The organism is Nitrobacter sp. TKz-YC02, from assembly GCF_049852135.1.
Taxonomy (GTDB): Bacteria; Pseudomonadota; Alphaproteobacteria; order Rhizobiales; family Xanthobacteraceae; genus Nitrobacter; species Nitrobacter vulgaris.
The window spans coordinates 2392126-2409959 of record NZ_CP180728.1 but is presented as its reverse complement, the minus strand read 5'-3'; the positions used below and the strand labels follow the sequence as shown (position 1 = coordinate 2409959).

General features: G+C 59.5%; 13 protein-coding genes. 9 read left to right on the top strand and 4 right to left on the bottom strand.

Features of this window, described 5'->3' with window-relative positions; genetic code table 11:
• The first annotated feature begins 153 nt into the window (after positions 1–153).
• Together ACM561_RS11470 and ACM561_RS11465 are read left to right on the top strand one after the other, a co-directional pair.
• Positions 154–1737 (top strand): B12-binding domain-containing radical SAM protein, encoded by a 1584-nt coding sequence (locus ACM561_RS11470; RefSeq protein ID WP_425905191.1) that lies wholly within the window; start codon positions 154–156, stop codon positions 1735–1737.
• Positions 1738–2062: 325 nt separating this feature from the next.
• On the top strand, positions 2063–4429 hold the full coding sequence (locus ACM561_RS11465; RefSeq protein WP_425905190.1) for an efflux RND transporter permease subunit: 2367 nt from the start codon (positions 2063–2065) through the stop codon (positions 4427–4429).
• Positions 4430–4470: 41 nt separating this feature from the next.
• Here the strand turns inward: ACM561_RS11465 and ACM561_RS11460 are convergent, their stop codons facing one another.
• On the bottom strand, positions 4471–4971 hold the full coding sequence (locus ACM561_RS11460; RefSeq protein WP_425905188.1) for a hypothetical protein: 501 nt from the start codon (positions 4969–4971) through the stop codon (positions 4471–4473).
• A gap of 571 nt (positions 4972–5542) precedes the next feature.
• Between ACM561_RS11460 and ACM561_RS11455 the strand changes: the two genes are divergently transcribed.
• From ACM561_RS11455 to ACM561_RS11430, 6 genes are all read left to right on the top strand, one after another.
• The gene (locus ACM561_RS11455; RefSeq protein WP_425905186.1) at positions 5543–5842 is read left to right on the top strand and encodes a hypothetical protein; all 300 of its coding nucleotides are present in this window, start codon (positions 5543–5545) and stop codon (positions 5840–5842) included.
• A gap of 183 nt (positions 5843–6025) precedes the next feature.
• The gene (hpnC, locus tag ACM561_RS11450) at positions 6026–6904 is read left to right on the top strand and encodes a squalene synthase HpnC (protein WP_425905184.1); all 879 of its coding nucleotides are present in this window, start codon (positions 6026–6028) and stop codon (positions 6902–6904) included.
• Positions 6901–7734, top strand: a complete 834-nt coding sequence (gene hpnD / locus ACM561_RS11445; protein ID WP_425905182.1) for a presqualene diphosphate synthase HpnD — start codon at positions 6901–6903, stop codon at positions 7732–7734. The genes hpnC and hpnD overlap by 4 nt, the downstream gene beginning before the upstream one ends.
• Positions 7734–8987 (top strand): hydroxysqualene dehydroxylase HpnE, encoded by a 1254-nt coding sequence (gene hpnE, locus ACM561_RS11440; RefSeq protein ID WP_425905180.1) that lies wholly within the window; start codon positions 7734–7736, stop codon positions 8985–8987. The genes hpnD and hpnE overlap by 1 nt, the downstream gene beginning before the upstream one ends.
• Positions 8988–8999: 12 nt before the next feature.
• The gene (gene shc, locus ACM561_RS11435) at positions 9000–10964 is read left to right on the top strand and encodes a squalene--hopene cyclase (RefSeq protein WP_425905178.1); all 1965 of its coding nucleotides are present in this window, start codon (positions 9000–9002) and stop codon (positions 10962–10964) included.
• A complete protein-coding gene (locus tag ACM561_RS11430; RefSeq protein ID WP_425905176.1) occupies positions 10961–11848 on the top strand; it encodes a phosphorylase in 888 nt (295 codons plus the stop codon). Before shc ends, ACM561_RS11430 begins: the two co-directional genes overlap by 4 nt.
• Positions 11849–12017: 169 nt before the next feature.
• On the opposite strand, the gene hpnH is transcribed toward ACM561_RS11430, so the two are convergent.
• Positions 12018–13187, bottom strand: a complete 1170-nt coding sequence (hpnH, locus tag ACM561_RS11425) for an adenosyl-hopene transferase HpnH (RefSeq protein WP_425905174.1) — start codon at positions 13185–13187, stop codon at positions 12018–12020.
• A 45-nt stretch (positions 13188–13232) separates the two neighbouring features.
• A complete protein-coding gene (gene ispH / locus ACM561_RS11420; protein ID WP_309773884.1) occupies positions 13233–14159 on the bottom strand; it encodes a 4-hydroxy-3-methylbut-2-enyl diphosphate reductase in 927 nt (308 codons plus the stop codon).
• Between the two features lie 472 nt (positions 14160–14631).
• On the opposite strand from ispH, the gene ACM561_RS11415 reads away from it, so the two are divergent.
• Positions 14632–17220 carry an MMPL family transporter gene (locus tag ACM561_RS11415; RefSeq protein WP_425905173.1) on the top strand — a complete coding sequence of 863 codons (2589 nt, stop codon included), beginning with the start codon at positions 14632–14634 and terminating at the stop codon, positions 17218–17220.
• On the opposite strand, the gene ACM561_RS11410 is transcribed toward ACM561_RS11415, so the two are convergent.
• A complete protein-coding gene (locus ACM561_RS11410) occupies positions 17188–17811 on the bottom strand; it encodes a DUF2147 domain-containing protein (RefSeq protein WP_425905171.1) in 624 nt (207 codons plus the stop codon). The two genes, ACM561_RS11415 and ACM561_RS11410, sit on opposite strands and share 33 nt — an antisense overlap.
• Positions 17812–17834 lie beyond the last annotated feature (23 nt).

The following is a 17834-nucleotide window of genomic DNA, read 5'->3' as shown; positions in this document are numbered from 1 at the left end:
TCAGCTTCGTCACATTGTTGAAGAAATTGTCGCTCACGTTTCGTGCAGCGCATTCCGTTAGCGCCACATGGAACCATTGCGAGCTCCAAGAGTTAATAAGGGTTCTTGTTTGATGCGCATTTGCAGGACGGGGAGATGCGCGGGGAAGGTGCAATGAGGGGCGTGAGTCAGTATGGCAATCGGCGCATTCTTTGCGTCTTTCCCCGTTACACGTCCTCATTCGGGACATTTGAGCACGCCTATCCCCTGACTGGTGGTGTCCAAGCCTTCATGCCGCCGCAGGGGCTTCTGCTGATCGCCGCCTATCTCCCCGCCGACTGGAATGTCCGGTTCATCGACGAGAATATCCGCTTTGCCACGGATGAGGATTTCGAATGGGCCGAAGCGGTGTTCGTCAGCGGCATGCACATCCAGCGCCAGCAAATGAACGATATTTGCCGCCGCGCGCACGCCTTCAATCTGCCGGTCGCGCTCGGTGGCCCGTCGGTCAGCGCCTGTCCCGACTACTATCCAACCTTCGACTACCTTCACGTCGGTGAACTTGGCGATGCGACTGACGATCTGATCGAACGACTGGCGCGCGATCCGTCACGGCCCGGGAGTCAGGTCGTCCTCAAAACAGCCGACCGGCTGGACATGGATAAGTTTCCCATTCCCGCTTACGAACTGGCGGACATCAAGCGTTACTTCCTGGGAAGCATCCAGTATTCCAGCGGCTGCCCGTATCAGTGCGAATTCTGCGACATTCCCGGCCTGTATGGCCGCAATCCGCGTCTCAAACGTCCCGAACAGATCACGCGCGAACTCGACAAGCTGCTGGAATGCGGCATCACCGGGTCGGTCTATTTCGTCGACGACAATTTTATCGGTAACCGGAAGGCCGCGCTGGATCTTCTGCCGCACCTGATCGAATGGCAAAAGAAGACCGGTTTCGTGCTGCGTTTCTCCTGCGAGGCGACGCTGAACATCGCCAAACGCCCGGAGATACTTTCGCAAATGCGTGAAGCATTCTTCGCCACGATCTTCTGCGGCATCGAGACACCGGACCCTGTCGCGCTAAAGGCGATGCACAAGGATCACAACATGATGGTCCCCATCATGGAGGCCATCCAGACGCTGAACGACTACGGCATGGAGGTAGTGTCCGGAATTATCCTCGGGCTCGATACCGACAAGCCTGAAACCGGACAGCATTTGCTGGATTTCATCGATCACTCCCAGATACCGCTGTTGACCATCAATCTTCTGCAGGCGCTACCGAAGACGCCGCTGTGGGACCGTCTGAAACGCGAGAATCGCCTGATCGAGGACGAGGGTCGCGATTCCAACATCGATTTCCGGTTGCCTTACGACCATGTCGTGGCGACATGGCGCGATTGCATGGGCCGCGCGTACGAACCTGAAAAGCTTCTGGAGCGCTACGAGTACCAGATCCGCGAAACCTATCCGAAGCGAATCCAGCCGCGCACGCCGCAGCAGAGGTCATGGCGGAATATCAAGCTCGGCCTGACCATGCTTCGCAACATTTTCTGGAAGGTCGGCGTGTGCGGCGACTACCGGCGTGTGTTCTGGAAATTCGCGCTACGCAGGCTGGCTCGCGGCGAGATCGAGTACCTCATCAGCTCGGTACTGGTTGCTCATCACCTGATCATGTTTGCGCGCTCGGCCTCTCGCGGCAAAACCAATGCCTCCTATTATTCTTTGAAACTGCGGGAAGCCGCGGTTCCCGCGGAATAAGCGACTGCGATCGCACCGACCCCCGCAGGCTGACAGCTCGAGCGTTCAGCGGGCCACCGAACGCTGCCCCGGTCTAAGGCGATGCCTGCGATGGCCACAGCGCTCGCTTGGAAGGCCCGCCCTTTCGACATCATTTCGCCGTGAGCGGCATGGATGGGAGCCATAGTCGGCCCTTGCTTGTAGTCTATCCGGGAAACGGCTAAACGTTGCGCCCGAAAACCGGTGCATGCTGTCAAGGCGAGCGGATTGCCCGTGGTTTCCGTCAGCTCCAAAGTCTTTCTGGAAATTTGCTAGACGATGGTTTTCACGACAGGACGGACAGCGCATGCATGAGCGAAATCCCGATGCTGCCGATCTGACCACGCCGGCCAAACGGACGCTCAGCATCGCTTTCGGATTCGAGCGTATCGGGCTGCTTGCCATGCGCACGCCGATCCTGTCCTGCATCGTTCTGCTGGCCATGGTCGTCGGCGCGGTGTTCGGAATCCAGCGGATCAAAATTGACGATTCGCTCAGCCAGTTGTTCCGTTCCGATACTAGGGAGTATCGCCAGTACGAGGAAGTCACCAAGCGTTTTCCGTCGACAGAGTTTGATGTGCTGGTGGTGGTCGAGGGCAAGACGCTGCTCGAACGGGACAACCTCGAAAAGCTGCGGGACCTCGTCACCGACCTGCAACTGGTCGACGGCGTGCGCGGCCTGATCTCGTTGTTCTCGGCGCGTCAGGCGCCGGAGCCTGGCAAATTGCCTGCAGCGCTGTTTCCACCCGAACTGCCGGTAGGTGCCGATTACGACAGTTTCATCGAGACCGTGAAGTCCAACGAGATCATTCGCGGCAAGCTGCTGTCCGAGGATGGCACGCTGGCGCTGGTCGTGCTGTCGCTGCAACCGTCGATCGTCGGCGATAGCAAGTTAAAAACGACCGTTGGCCAGATCCGGAAGGTTATGGACGACGATCTCGCCGGCACCGGACTCACCAAAGAGCTGTCCGGCGTGCCGGTGATGCAGCTTGAAATCCGCAACGCGGTAGAGCGCGACGGGATTATCTATAACGTCGCCGGCATTCTGGCTGGCTGCCTGATCGCAATCGTGTTTTTCCGCAAAGTATCCTTCATGGTGGTTGCGGCCTTCCCGCCGCTCCTTGCCATCCTGCTGTCATTGGGCGTGCTGGGTTGGGCGAACTTCAGCCTCAACATGTTCCTCAATGTGATGACCCCACTCATCATGGTCATCAGTTTTTCCGATTCGATGCAGTTGACGTTCGCGGCGCGCGACCGCTTGATCGCCGGCGAGGACAAGTATTCCGCTTTCCGCAATGCTGTCCTCGTGGTCGGGCCGGCCTGCGTCCTGACCCATGCGACCGCCGGAATTTCTTTCCTCGCGCTACAGTTTTCCAACTCGGATTTGATCCGCAGCTTCGGCGAGGCCGGCCTGATGGCGACGATCATCGCGCTTCTCGCGGTGCTGCTGCTGGTGCCGGTGTTCGGAGTTTTGCTTGTTCGTGACGAGCGGCGTTTCGCGGAGAAATTCAAAACGGCGGACTGGGGCGTGCAGGCGCTGCGCCGATTCTGTGCCTGGATCGCGGTGCGGATGGTGGGGCGCCCCGGTTTCTTCAGCTTGCTGGCCCTGCTGGTGGTCGGCGGTCTTGCGGTGATCTACGCCAACCTCGAACCGCGCTATCGGCTCGCGGATCAGGTGCCCGACAAGCAGCAGGCGGTGGCGGCCAGCGGCCGTCTCGATGCAAAACTCACCGGCGCCAACCCGATCGATATTCTTATCGAATTTCCCAAGGGCGAGACGCTGTATTCGCCGCAGACGCTCGCCACCATCGCCGAGGTCCATAGGCTGGTGGAAGAGCAGGCCGGCGTCGGCAACGTCTGGTCGCTCGAAACGCTGCGGCGCTGGCTCGCCGAAAAGGCCGGCAGCCATGACGTTGAAACGCTCAAGGAATATGTCAGCGTCATTCCAAAACATCTGGTGCGCCGCTTCATCTCTGAAGACCAGGCGGCAGTCGTGGTCTCAGGCCGCGTGCCCGACAAGGATTCCAGCCAGATACTGCCGGTGGTGGAAAAGCTCGACCACGCCATGGATGCGGTCAGGACAGCGCATCCCGGTTATGAAATCGCCGTCACCGGCCTGTCGGCCATCGCCGCTCGTAACAGCGCGAGCATGATCGAGAAACTCAACCACGGTCTGACGATTGAGTTTGCGCTGGTCGCGGTGTTCATCGGACTCGCATTCCGTTCGGTCGTCGTGATGTTTGCCTGTGTTCTGCCCGGAATTTTCCCGGTCGTGCTGTCCGGCACGGTGCTGTGGGCACTCGGGGAGGGGCTGCAATTCGCCAGCGTGGTGGCTCTCACGGTGTCGTTCGGCCTAGGGCTTAGCGCAACTATCCATTTTCTCAACCGCTTGCGATCGGAGAGCCAGCCGGGTATCGGCGCCGGTAAGGCGGTTGAGCGCGCAACCGTGCTGATGGGACCGGCGCTGATCCTCACCACCGTGGTGTTGGCTTGCGGTCTGGTCGTGACAGTGTTTTCGGATCTGCCGTCGCTGCGCCTGTTCGGTTGGCTCAGCGCCTTCGCCATGGTCGCCGCTCTTGTGGCGGACTTCCTGATCCTTCGCCCCACGGCGATGTGGTTGATTACCTTTGCGGAGCGTTTCCGCCGCGGCAGCCAGGCGAAGCCGGCGAATTAAATTTAAGGTGGCGGATCCAGACACTCTATCAGGTTGAGGCCTCAGCTACGTACCATGGTGATGGAAACGTTTCTGATTTCGCCTTTGGAGGTGATCCAGACCGATTGCCTTTTGCCCTGGGTGCGTATCGTCAGGTTTGCGGCATAGCCGGTGGCTTGCGCGAACACTTCGATCTCGCCGCCTCCCGCGCGGCCGCGCAGGGAGCCGAACAGATTGCGGCTGGCTTCGCTCCATTGCCCGGTAATCTCACTGCCATGGCTGACAACGTTGCTAGAGAGATCGAACCTGTAGCTGTCGCTGGCGCAATGCAGGCTCTGGTTCATGGTCGTGCCTGTGCGGTCCACCCTGTAGGACGCTTTGCAGCGGATGTTCTCTTTCGATCCGTCTGACAGAGTGACCGAGCCTTTTCCAGACCAGTTTCCCCCGAAGCCTGCAAACGGAGCAGACTGGCCGAAGCTAGCCGGGGCAGACAATGCAAGGACCGCGACAAGGGCCGCTGCACTCGCCGATCTCCGAATCAGCTTGATGGAAAACAGCTTCATGCCCGTTTCCTATCAAAAGGTACTTGGCAATGATTCCGTGCTGTATCTTTAGTCTCACCGCGCCTCACGAGGTTCAATCTTCAAAGCACAACCGATGCCCTCGGGGTATCTGCATCGAAGTTGCCGCAGTGTAGCCGCTATGAGCAGATTTGAACCGTCACCAAACTAAGCGGACGGCACTTGACTGACCATCGGCAAACCTGCCACGTGAACATAGCTGAATCGTCGTTTGTATTTTAGTCGATTATTTCAGGCGTGTTAGAAATTATTATTGGGATAAGGTGTTGGGCTGCAGCGGTATCCCGCGGTTGCCGCAATTTTAGCCGCATTCGCAGCGCTTTTGGCATGAGGATGTGCTCAGGAATGGCTCAGGTTGATCATGATTGTTGTGTGCCGCGGCAGACAGACTGTGGCAGCGTCGGCACGTCCGTATCCTCTTGCGAACTCTTTCGATATGGTATCGATAAAGGGTTTGTGACGTGATTGCCCTCCAAGATTTGGAATGCCTGTCATCCGGTATGCGCCGCGTTGTGCAGGATCGAACTCTCCCTCGTTGCAGTGAAGGATTATGATGTCCAAGATTTTATTCTCGTTCGCTCTCCTTTTATCATTCGGCTCGACCGTGGCGATGGCGCAGGTCCGAGGGCAACCGTATGGCGGGCAGCTCCAAGGACAACCGTACGGTGGGCAGCTCCAAGGGCAACCGCACAGCGGGACTGAAGCGGAACACCGCGCCTGCGCGCGGGACGTCAGCCGTTTCTGCCGTCCAGTGATGGATCAGGGCGATTTCGCGGTTCTCGCGTGCTTGCAGCAGAATCGCCCGAAAATCTCAAAGACGTGTAACCAGGTTCTGGCGAACCATGGCCAGTAAAGCATATCATCTCGCTTTATCCGTTCCCTTTTGTCGCAGCGCCGGACGCTGGGGCTAAAAAGCGAAAGATAGCATTGGTTTAGCCCGCAGTTTCCCCTATATGGAGCGCGGGCGACTCTCAGCCCGTCGGTTTCGGAACCGGCGGGAGGCCCGATTGCGATTCAATCAACGTAACCGGTCCTGATGCCTGCCGCGAACCAACTGCGATCTGGAAAGACCCATCGCGACGAGAACTTTCCCGTCGCGTCGTGGGTTATTCACCCGCGTCACCGCGGACTAATTCTCGCGTTCTACAATTTCGTCCGGACGGCGGATGACATCGCCGATCACGCCGAGCTCGGTGAAAAGGACAAGATTGCCTGGCTCGACCTGTTCGAGAGTGAGCTTCTGGGGCAGGGGGATAGCCAGCCCGAAGCCGTGAACCTTCGCAAGGCGCTGGCGCAACGGTCGATGCCTCCGCGCCATGCCGTCGACGTGCTAAAGGCGTTCCGGATGGACGTCACCAAGCTGCGCTACGAGACCTGGGACGACGTGATCGACTATTGCCGCTATTCGGCGATGCCAGTCGGACGATTCATGCTCGACGTGCACGGCGAGAGCGAAGAGACTTGGGTCGCGTCGGACGCGCTGTGCGCCGGCCTGCAGATCAACAACCATCTTCAGGATTGCGCCAAGGATTACAGAAACCTCAACCGCGTTTATCTGCCGCGCGATGCGCTTGCTGCATCGGGCGCCTCCGTGGAGATGCTCGGGGACGACAAAGCCCCGCCGGTGCTCCTGCGATGCTTGCAAGCGCTTGCCGGACGAACCGAAGCCTTGCTCAACCAGGGCCGGCCGCTCGCGAGTGAGATCAGGGATATGCGGCTAGGACTTGAAGTCGCCGTGATCCAGATGTTCGCCGACAGGATCGTCGCGCTGCTGAAGGTGCGCGATCCCTTGAGCGAGACGGTTCATCTGAAGCCCCTGCAATTGCTCGGCTACAGCGTCGCCGGCATTACCACGGAAATGCTCCGCCGTTCGGTTCGACGGCGGCCGATGTCGAACCCGGCTGCTGGCGCATGACAATCGAGACGACAGATGCCAGTTCGGGAGCGACTGCCTCCAGCAGCTCGTTCTACGCGGCGATGCGTATCCTGCCGCGCACGCAACGCGAGGCGATGTTCCAGATCTACACGTTTTGCCGTTACGTGGACGACATTGCCGATTCGGATCATCCGCGGCCCGAACGGCAGGCCGCGCTTCAGCAGTGGCGTGACGACATCGATGCGCTCTATCAGGGGCAGGCCCCAGGGCGGTTGCGCGATTACGCCGCCTCCGTTCGCGCCTTCGGCCTGCGCCGCGAGGATTTCCTCGCCGTCATCGACGGCATGGAAATGGACGTCCTAGCGGATATCCTTGCGCCCGACGATGCCACGCTCGATCTGTATTGTGATCGCGTCGCAAGCGCCGTCGGGCGGCTATCGGTCCGGGTGTTTGGATTGCCAGAGCAGGACGGCATTCTGCTGAGTCATCATCTTGGCCGTGCACTGCAGTTGACAAACATCCTGCGTGACGTCGACGAGGACGCGGCGCTTGGACGGTTGTATCTTCCGCGCGAGGGCTTGCTTCACGCCGGTATTAGCAGCTTCAATCCGGCCGCCGTGATATCGAACCCGGCGCTCCCGCAGGTCTGTGCCGAGCTGGTGGAGCGGGCGCGGGGACATTTCGCCAAATCGGACGAAATCATGAATCGCAACTCGCGTCGTGCCGTGCGCGCGCCGCGCATCATGTCGAGATACTATCACGCCATATTGGATCTGCTGGAGGATCGCGGCTTTCAGTCGCCGCGGTTACCCGTCCGCGTGAGCCCCGCGGCGAAGATCGCCATTGTTCTCCGATACGCGTTGATCTGATGCAAAGAACCGTTCATATCGCCGGTGGCGGCATTTCCGGTCTTTCAGCGGGTGTGCGTCTGGCCGATGCTGGCTATCGGGTTCGCGTGTACGAGGCCGCGCAACAGGTGGGCGGCCGTTGCCGTTCCTATTTCGACGGCGCGACCAATCTCACGATCGATAACGGCAACCATCTGGTGCTTTCCGGCAACCACAGTGTGCTGGCCTATGCACGCAAGATTGGTTCCGAAGCTGGCTTGCAGGGGCCGCCGAAGGCCGAATTTCAGTTTATCGATATTGCCGCCAATAAACGCTGGACCTTGCAGATCAACGACGGGCGGGTTCCGTTCTGGGTTTTCGACCGCAACCGCCGGGTGCCGGATACATCGCCCGCAGACTATTTTGCCCTCGCGCCGCTGATTTGGGCCAATGCCCGCACGCGAGTCGGCAATGCCATCAAGTGCGAAGGCGTGCTTTACAAACGGTTGGTGCTGCCGCTCCTGCTTGCGGCGCTGAACATCGACCCGCCCGACGGATCGGCGGGTCTCGCCGGTACGATCATTCGCGAAACGCTGCTGGCGGGTGGTCAGGCGTGCCGTCCGCTGATCGCGCGCGACGGACTGAGCTCGGTACTGATCGAGCCGGCGATCGACTACATTCGTGCCAGGGGTGGCAGCGTCGATATCGGCCACGAAGTACGGCAGATCACCATGGCGAACGATCGGGTTACGGCGCTCTCGTTGGGCGATCAGACCATCGCGCTCGACCCGGACGATGCCGTTGTGATGGCGGTGCCGCCGCGATCGGCAGCCACGCTGGTGCCCGGCCTGACGGTGCCGACGAAATTCCGCGCCATCGTCAATGCACACTTCCGCTTCGTTCCACCGCCACATCACCCCCCGATGATCGGCGTCGTGAATGGCCTGATTGAATGGCTGTTCGCGTTTCAGGACCGCTTTTCCATCACCATCAGCGGCGGCGACCGGCTGGTGGACATGCCGCGCGAGGAACTGGCGCGGGCGATCTGGAAGGACATCTGCGTGGTCGCGGGTATCGAAGCCGAGATGCCGGCCTGGCAGATCGTGCGCGAGCGCCGCGCCACATTCGAGGCCTCGCCCGAACAGACTGCCCTGCGTCCAGGAGCGCTGACGGCGTGGAAAAACCTGTTCCTTGCCGGCGACTGGACTGATACGGGGTTGCCGGCAACCATCGAGGGATCGGTTCGCTCTGGAAACCGGGCTGCCGATCACGTTCTGAAAGCCCGTTCAATCTGAGACATCAGCGCCATGAGTTCCATGAACGCCACGGCCGCGCCGATTGATGATGCCGTCCTCGGGGATCGCATCGGCGCCGCTACCCGCGGACTGCTGAACCTTGAGCAGCCGGACGGTCATTTTGTGTTCGAGCTCGAGGCGGACGCGACCATCCCGTCCGAATACATCCTGATGCGACACTATCTTGGCGAACCGGTCGACACAGTGATCGAGGCCAAGATCGCGGCTTACCTCCGCCGCATTCAGGGCGCGCATGGTGGGTGGCCGCTGGTGCATGATGGCCCATTCGACATGAGCGCCAGCGTGAAGGCCTACTTCGCGCTGAAGATGGTCGGCGATTCCGTTGACGCGCCACACATGGCGCGCGCGCGCGAGGTGATCCTGTCCCGCGGCGGCGCGGCCAACGTGAACGTCTTCACGCGCTTTCTGCTCTCGTTCTTCGAAGTTCTGACATGGCGCAGCGTTCCGGTCCTGCCGGTTGAGATCATGCTGCTGCCGATGTGGTCGCCGTTTCATCTCAACAAGATTTCCTATTGGGCGCGCACCACGATGGTACCGCTGATGGTTCTGGCCGTGCTGAAGCCGCGTGCGCGCAATCCGCGCGGCGTCGGCATTCGCGAACTTTTTCTTCAGGATCCGGCCACCGTCCGCACGCCGAAGAGAGCTCCGCATCAAAGCCCGGCCTGGTTTGCATTGTTCAGCGGTCTTGACTGGATCTTGCGAAAGATCGAGCCGCTGTTTCCCAAGTGGCTGCGTGCGCGCGCTATGAAAAAGGCGATTGGGTTCGTCGAGGAACGCCTCAACGGCGAGGACGGCCTCGGTGCGATCTTTCCGCCGATGGTCAATACGGTGATGATGTACGATGCGCTGGGGTTTCCGCCGGAGCATCCGCCACGTGCGGTGACGCGGCGCGGCATCGACAAGCTGTTGGTGATCGGCAAGGATGAGGCCTATTGCCAGCCCTGTGTATCGCCGATCTGGGATACCGCGCTGAGTTGCCACACGCTGCTCGAATCCGGCGGACCCGAGGCCCTGAACAGCGCCGGCAAAAGCCTCGACTGGCTGCTCCCGAAGCAGGAGCTCGTTCTTAAGGGCGACTGGGCGGCGAAACGCCCGGACGTGCGACCGGGTGGCTGGGCATTTCAATATGCCAACGGCCATTATCCCGATCTCGATGACACCGCTGTCGTAGTCATGGCGATGGACCGGGTACGCCGTCAAGACGGGAGCGATAAATATGACGAGGCGATCGCACGCGGCCGCGAGTGGATCGAGGGGATGCAGAGCCGGGACGGCGGCTTTGCCGCGTTCGATGCCGACAATCTTGAATACTATCTCAACAACATCCCGTTCTCCGACCATGCGGCGCTGCTCGATCCGCCGACCGAGGATGTCACCGCGCGATGCGTTTCGATGCTGGCGCAACTCGGCGAGACGGCTGAAAGCAGCCCGTCCTTGGCGGCCGGAGTTGAGTACCTGCGCCGGACCCAGCTCGCCGAAGGATCGTGGTACGGCCGCTGGGGCCTGAACTACATCTATGGTACCTGGTCGGTTCTCTGCGCCCTCAACTCCGCCGGGGTGGATCGCCAGGATCCGGCGATTCGCAAGGCGGTGGATTGGCTGGTCTCGATCCAGAACGCGGACGGCGGCTGGGGCGAGGATGCGGTCAGCTACCGACTCGATTATAAGGGGTTCGAGGGGGCGCCCACCACTGCTTCGCAAACCGCATGGGCGTTGCTTGCCTTGATGGCTGCGGGCGAGGTCGAAAATCCAGCAGTGGCCCGGGGAATCGGGTACCTGATAGACACACAAGCAAAAAAAGGCCTGTGGGATGAGCAGCGCTACACGGCCACGGGGTTCCCACGGGTATTTTATCTGAGGTACCATGGTTACTCAAAATTCTTCCCGCTCTGGGCGCTGGCGCGGTATCGGAATTTGAGAAGCACCAACAGCAAGGCGGTAGGGGTCGGGATGTGAATTTGGGGGCGGCGATTGACGTATCCGCGGGCAATGCCTTTGACCCGCGGCCGGTATTGATTGTGACCGGTCTGGTTCAGGAAGCCCGCATCGCCGCGGGCCCCGGCATGACTGTCATTTGCAGCAGCAGCAATCCCCGGCAGTTGCGAGCGCTTCTCGAAGGGTTCGATCCGTCTACGGTACGCGGCGTGATCAGCTTCGGCGTCGCCGGTGGGCTCGATCCGTCTCTGAAATCGGGAGACGTCGTGGTTGCCACGGAAGTTGTGAACGGTACTTCGCGGTGGCGGGCAGGCCTTGCGCTCAGCGAGGAATTGATCAACGGCTCCGGTTTAGGCGGCCAGAAAGTGGTCCGCGCCGGGCTTGCCGGCGCCGAGCAGGTCGTCCTGGAGCAGGCCGGCAAGGCAGTGCTCCATGCTACGACCGGTGCTTCGGCGGTCGACATGGAAAGTCACATCGCGGCGGCCTATGCTACCGCGGCGGGTCTCCCTTTTGCCGCCTTACGCGTGATCAGTGATCCCGCAACGCGGGCGCTGCCGGCGATCGCCCGCAACGCGATCAAGCCAAACGGCAACATCGACTTGAAGAAGGTGCTCCGTGGCCTTGCGCGAAATCCGTTCACCCTGGGCGCACTGGTATCTACCGGAGTCGATTTCAATCGGGCTCTCCGCTCCTTGCGCGGGTGCCGTAATTTTCTGTTAGGCGGCGAGAGTCTCGTTCCGGCGGATTATATGGCAACGCCGTCGGTCGCAAGACCGAGGGGGCCAGGCCATCGAAAAGGTCGCACCGGAGAGTCTGTCCCGGCGCGAGGCTTTTCTGGTTTGCGAGCGAATGTGCCGCAACCCCGTGCGGCTTTGATGGAATTGAAGCCGGGCTCGGCTCTTTAAAGTCAGTTTCAAGAGAGTCGGATTTCAACGTCGTTGAATCAGACTCTCTTACTTCTTTCTTACTTCTATGCGATTGAGCATGATCTTGACCGAAAACCGGTTGCCAGTTTTCGGGATCATGCTTTAGCGGCTACTTGGTGTGAACCGGTGCCGCTATCGTTGGATGACGTCACGCTGCTGTAGAAGCCTTTTGCTCCTTTGCTGCTTCTTTTGCAGCGGCGGCGGCAGCTTCGTCCTTGCGGATATCTGACAGCTTCTTTTGAACCTGCTCGGCAAAGATGTACTGTGCCGGACGCTGCTTGCTGAGGTCGATCTCGGGCGCCATCGGGCCCGTCGTCCGGACGCCGCGCAACGCCACCAACATCGTCTTGAGCGGATTGTTCAGAGCGGCGGTGGCGGCGGTCGGCTCGTAACCGCAATGCGCCATGCAGTTGGCGCACTTTTCGTACTTGCCGGTGCCGTAGCTGTCCCAGTCGGTGGTCTCCATCAATTCCTTGAAGGTCTTGGTGTAACCCTCGCCGAGCAGGTAGCAAGGCTTCTGCCAGCCAAAAATGTTGCGCGCCGGCATTCCCCAGGGCGTGCAATGATATTCCTGGTTGCCGGCGAGGAAGTCGAGGAACAGGCCGGAGTGCATGAAGTTCCACTTCTTGCCCTTGCCGCGCGCGAACACGTCGCGGAACAGCGTCTTGGTCTTGGTGCGGTTCAGGAAGTGCTCCTGATCGGGCGCGCGCTCATAGGCGTAACCCGGCGACATCGAGACTCCGACGCCAAGCTCAGCCGTGAAGTCGAGGAACTTTGCGATCTCTTCGGCCGGATAGTTGTCGAAAATCGTGGCGTTGACGTTGACGGTAAAGCCTTTCGCCTTCGCAGCCTTGATTGCGGAGACGGCGCGATCGAACACACCCTCCTGGCACACGGATTTATCATGGTGTTCCTTTAGGCCATCGAGATGCACCGAGAAGAACAGATACGGCGAGGGTTCGAACAGATCGAGCTTCTTCTCCAGCAGCAGCGCGTTGGTGCAGAGCGAGACGAACTTCTTGCGCGCGACAAGACCGCGCACGATCTCGCCGATCTCCTTGTGGATCAACGGCTCGCCGCCGGGAATAGCAACCATCGGTGCGCCGCATTCCTCGGCCGCGTCCCAGCACTCTTGAGCACTCATACGACGGTTGAGGATCGCGTCGGGATAGTCGATCTTGCCACATCCGGAGCAGGCGAGATTGCAGCGGAACAGCGGCTCGAGCATCAGTACAAGCGGATAGCGCTTGCGGCCCAGCATCTTCTGCTTGATCAGATATCCGCCGATCTTCAGTTCTTTAAAAAACGGTATTGCCATCACAAGTCTTCTCTCTGGAGTTACCAGCTAAAATTTTGAAGGGGATCAAGCTGAGGTGAGTTCAGACGGAAGCCGGAATTCGATGTTTTCTTCCCGTCCCGGCAGTACCGAGACGGCTATCGGCCCGATGCGCTTCAAGGCCTCAATAACGTCGTCGACAAGGACCTCCGGAGCCGAGGCACCGGCCGTAATGCCCACGGCTTTCGCCCCTTTCAACCACTCCGCGTTGAGTTCGCTGCCATCAGCGATGAGGTAACTTGCAACGCCGACTTCGGTGCCGATTTCGCGCAGCCGGTTCGAATTTGAACTGTTGGCTGCGCCGACCACTAGAATAACGTCCACCAGCTTGCTGAGGTCCCTTACCGCAGATTGCCGATTCTGTGTTGCATAGCAGATATCGCGTGTGTCGGGACCCTGAATATCGGTGAAACGCTGCTGGAGTGCGAGAATGATGTCCTTGGTGTCGTCAACGCTGAGCGTCGTCTGGGTAATATAGGCCACCGGCGTATCGGAAGGCAGCGTCAGGGCCGCGACGTCATCCACATCCTGAACAAGCAGGACGGGGCCTGGAACCTGTCCCATAGTTCCCTCAACCTCAGGATGGCCAGCGTGGCCAATTAAGATCAGGGTTCGCCCCTTGGACGTGTAGCGTTTGCCCTGGTTGTGAACTTTGGTGACCAGCGGGCAGGTGGCGTTGAGCACGGGCAGGCCGCGAGCAAAAGCTTCTTCTTCCACGCTCCGCGCAACGCCGTGAGCGCTGAACACGGTAACGGCCTTCGGCGGAACCTCCGACAGATCCTCGACGAAAATTGCCCCTTTATCTTTCAGGCTTTCCACAACGTACTTATTGTGAACGATCTCGTGGCGGACATACACTGGGGGTCCGTACTTCTCCAGCGCGCGCTCGACGATCTCGATCGCGCGGACGACGCCTGCGCAGAATCCACGCGGCTGTGCCAGCAGAATTTCAATTGGACGAGGATCAGTCAATTTATTTGCACCTTATGCATTATGCTGTAACTCCACATAGAACTGAACGTTCTTCTAAATAATCCCACGCGTCTTCAAGAAATGTCATAGGTATATAATCTGCGGGTCGCGCTCTCTGGATTTCAACGCTATGATATATATGGCCTTTGCGTCAGAACAAAACGTTGCAATGACGCAGGCTTTTTAGTCGGCGATTGATCCGGAACTGGTATTTCCGGTATTATGATATGGGCTAACCCGCCCAACTGGCCCTCACTGATTCGTCACTTGCCGTCCGCGGAGCCAACGATATCAAAACGCTTGAATCGTCGGCAAATCTCCCGAACTAGAACCCACCGCAGGTGTTGCGCACCTTATTCTCTGAAATAGCATACAAAAGTCGTTAGATCAGGCAGAAGAACCGGGCCGGGTCCGTTCATGTGCGTATACGTACACGGTAGCAGAAAGAAAGAATGTGCTGACAGGTATTGTTGTTTCGATCGTTAAGGCTTGCACACGGTTTGCCTGGGTTACTGCGTTGGTTGCGATCGTGCTGGCCGCCGGTGCGGTCTTCTATTCGGCGAAATACTTTGAAATAAATACTGATATCAATAAGTTAATTTCGCCTGATCTGGATTGGCGGCAACGCGACATTGCTTTCGAGAAGGCATTCGACCAGGAAAGACTGATCCTTGCGGTCGTGGAGGCTCCCACGGCGGAATTTGCCAGCACTGCCGGTGCCATGCTGGCCGCGAGGCTCAAGAACGACCACCGCAATTTCGAATCGGTTCAGCTACTCGGCGGAGGGCCGTTTTTCGAGCGGAACGGCCTGTTGTTCCTTCCCACTGAGGAGGTCAAGCAGCTCACTGGCCAGTTTGGCGAGGCCGCGCCGCTGGTCGAGATCATGGCCGGCGATCCGAGCTTGCGCGGACTGACCGCCGCGCTCGAAACGGCGCTGATCGGGTTGAAGCAGGGTCAGTTCGAACTGGATAGCACGGCGCGGCCGTTCTCGGCGATTGCCCAGAGCGTTGAGGACGTCCTGACCAAGGGAAGCGGCACCTTCTCCTGGCGTCAGCTCGCAAGCGACAAGCCGCTGTCGAAATCCGATCTTCGCTCGCTAATCCAGATCAAGCCGTACCTCGATTTCAATGCGCTCGAGCCGGGCAAGGATGCCACCGATGCGATCCGTAGAGCCGCCTTCGATCTGGATCTTGCCGGCAAATTTAGTGCGCGCGTCCGACTGACCGGGCCGGTGCCGATCGCCAACGAAGAATTTGCCACCGTGCAGGAGGGCGCCATCCTCAACGGCGTGGGTACGGTGGTGATCGTGCTGGTGATCCTTTGGCTGGCGTTGCGCTCGCCGAAAATCATCTTCGCGGTGTTTGCGACGCTGTTCGTTGGACTCGCGGTCACGACGGCGGTCGGCCTCATGATGGTGACATCGCTCAATCTGCTGTCGATCGCCTTTGCCGTGCTATTTGTCGGTCTCGGTGTTGATTTCGGCATTCAGTATAGCGTTCGCTATCGTTCCGAGCGGTTCAAAACCAACGATCTGGAAAAGGCATTGGTCGTGGCGGCGAAGCGTTCCTCGGTCCCGCTGTCGCTGGCGGCGATGGCGACTGCGGCGGGTTTCCTGTCGTTCCTGCCGACGGATTACAAGGGAGTGTCGGAACTCGGCAGAATCGCCGGCGTGGGTATGCTGATTGCGTTTGTCGCAAGCATCACCGTTCTTCCGGCGTTGCTGCGTCTTCTGAACCCGCCGGGTGAGAAAGAGCCGGTCGGCTACGCGTTTTTGGCCCCGCTCGACCGTTTTCTCGAAGACTATCGCGTGGCGATCGTCGGCGGCACGATTGCAGTTGTCATTCTCGGAGCGCCAGCGCTTTACTTCCTGCGATTCGATTTCAATCCGATCCACCTCAGGAGCTCAAAGGTCGAATCGATCGCCACATATCTGGATTTGCGGAGAGATCCCGATACCGGCGCGAACGCCATCAACGTGATGGTCAAGTCCGAGCAAGAAGCTCAGCGGGTCGAGACCCGGCTCGCCGACGTGCCTGAAGTTGCACGCACCCGGTCGCTCGATAGCTTTGTCCCGGCTGACCAGCCTGAGAAACTCAAGCTGATTGCGCGAGGCGCTAAAATTCTTGGTCCAGCGCTCAATCCGGATTCGATTGATCCGCCACCCTCCGACGAGGAGAATGTCGATGCGTTGAAGAGTACCGCCGATAGTCTGCGGAAAGCGGCCGGCACTCATCAGGGACCGGGTGCCGCGGCCGCAAAGCGGCTGGCTGACGATCTTACCCGGCTGGCCGATTCGAACGAAGCCATGCGTGAAAAAGCGCAAGCCACCTTCGTCGAACCGCTCAAGATCATGTTCGAACAGCTTCGAAATTTACTGAAGGCCGAACCTGTCACCCTTGAATCCTTGCCACCGGATTTCGTGAAGCTCTGGAAGAGCGAAGACGGCATTACGCGCGTCGAAGTGTTGCCGCGCGGAGATCCGGACCACAACGAGACGCTGCGAAAATTTGCCAGCGCTGTGCTTGCGGCTGCGCCCAACGCCATCGGCGGGCCGGTATCGATTCTCAAGTCCGGCGACACCATCGTTAAGGCGTTTATCGAGGCGGGACTCTGGGCTTTGATCTCGATCAGCATCCTGCTCTGGCTGGCACTACGCCGAATTACCGATGTGCTGCTGACGCTGGTGCCGCTGCTGGTGGCGGGAGCGGTGACGCTCGAGATCTGCGTGATGATCGGGCTTCCTCTCAACTTCGCCAACATTGTCGCGTTGCCGTTGCTGCTCGGCGTCGGCGTGGCGTTCAAGATTTATTATGTCACGGCCTGGCGATCCGGCAGAACGAACCTGCTGCAATCAAGCCTCACGCGGGCGATCTTCTTCAGCGCTCTGACAACCGCGACCGCTTTCGGTAGCCTGTGGTTGTCGAGTCATCCGGGCACGGCAAGCATGGGTAAGCTGTTGGCGTTGTCGCTCATCACCACCCTTGCCGCAGTGCTCTTGTTTCAGCCCGCGCTAATGGGTCGTCCCCGCGATCTCGGGAAGTAGACAGATATCGCCGACAGGATCGGTCGGCGGGGTGGCACTGGTGGCGGACTTTTGACCGATGGTCTTGTGCGCAGACTTCGAAGGAGCGGTCTTGGCCATGCTTGCCTTCGGCGCGGTGCTGGCAGGACCGTTAGACGGGCTGCTTGGAATCGGGGGAGCGGCGCGGGTCCAGGTCTCGCCGCCGCATAGGATGCCGAGCATGCAACCCTTGATCTCGAGCTTATCAGGGTCCAGCAGACGGATGCTGGCCTGTTGAAGCCGCCCGGTGGTTTTCGCGTCGTAGACCTGCCCCTCCCAAAGATCTTCGTTCGCTTTTTTCTTCATATCAAACAGCAATGGCATGCCGAGCGTGGGCCGGGTTTGCTTGGCGTGGTCGGCATTGTTGCTGTCGACGCCCGGCTGCTTCTCCCAGGAGATCGCACCCCACATGCTGCCCTTGCATTCGGCCACCCGGATTTTGGCGACCCCGTCGGCAACCAGCCAATCCCCGGTGGGATCACCCGCGAGAGCGGACCCTAATCCCGCTGTCACCAGAGCCGTTGCGACAAGGGAGGAAATAGCGGAAGTTCTGCAATAATCTAAAATGCGCATGGTATGTCCTGGGCGCTGCAACA

Bases quoted from the DNA above. Each gene is read 5' to 3' on its own strand.
- ACM561_RS11470 (WP_425905191.1), top strand. From the start codon at position 154: ATGAGGGGCGTGAGTCAGTATGGCAATCGGCGCATTCTTTGCGTCTTT.
- ACM561_RS11465 (WP_425905190.1), top strand. From the start codon at position 2,063: ATGCATGAGCGAAATCCCGATGCTGCCGATCTGACCACGCCGGCCAAA.
- ACM561_RS11460 (WP_425905188.1), bottom strand. From the start codon at position 4,971: ATGAAGCTGTTTTCCATCAAGCTGATTCGGAGATCGGCGAGTGCAGCG.
- ACM561_RS11455 (WP_425905186.1), top strand. From the start codon at position 5,543: ATGTCCAAGATTTTATTCTCGTTCGCTCTCCTTTTATCATTCGGCTCG.
- hpnC (WP_425905184.1), top strand. From the start codon at position 6,026: ATGCCTGCCGCGAACCAACTGCGATCTGGAAAGACCCATCGCGACGAG.
- hpnD (WP_425905182.1), top strand. From the start codon at position 6,901: ATGACAATCGAGACGACAGATGCCAGTTCGGGAGCGACTGCCTCCAGC.
- hpnE (WP_425905180.1), top strand. From the start codon at position 7,734: ATGCAAAGAACCGTTCATATCGCCGGTGGCGGCATTTCCGGTCTTTCA.
- shc (WP_425905178.1), top strand. From the start codon at position 9,000: ATGAGTTCCATGAACGCCACGGCCGCGCCGATTGATGATGCCGTCCTC.
- hpnH (WP_425905174.1), bottom strand. From the start codon at position 13,187: ATGGCAATACCGTTTTTTAAAGAACTGAAGATCGGCGGATATCTGATC.
- ACM561_RS11410 (WP_425905171.1), bottom strand. From the start codon at position 17,811: ATGCGCATTTTAGATTATTGCAGAACTTCCGCTATTTCCTCCCTTGTC.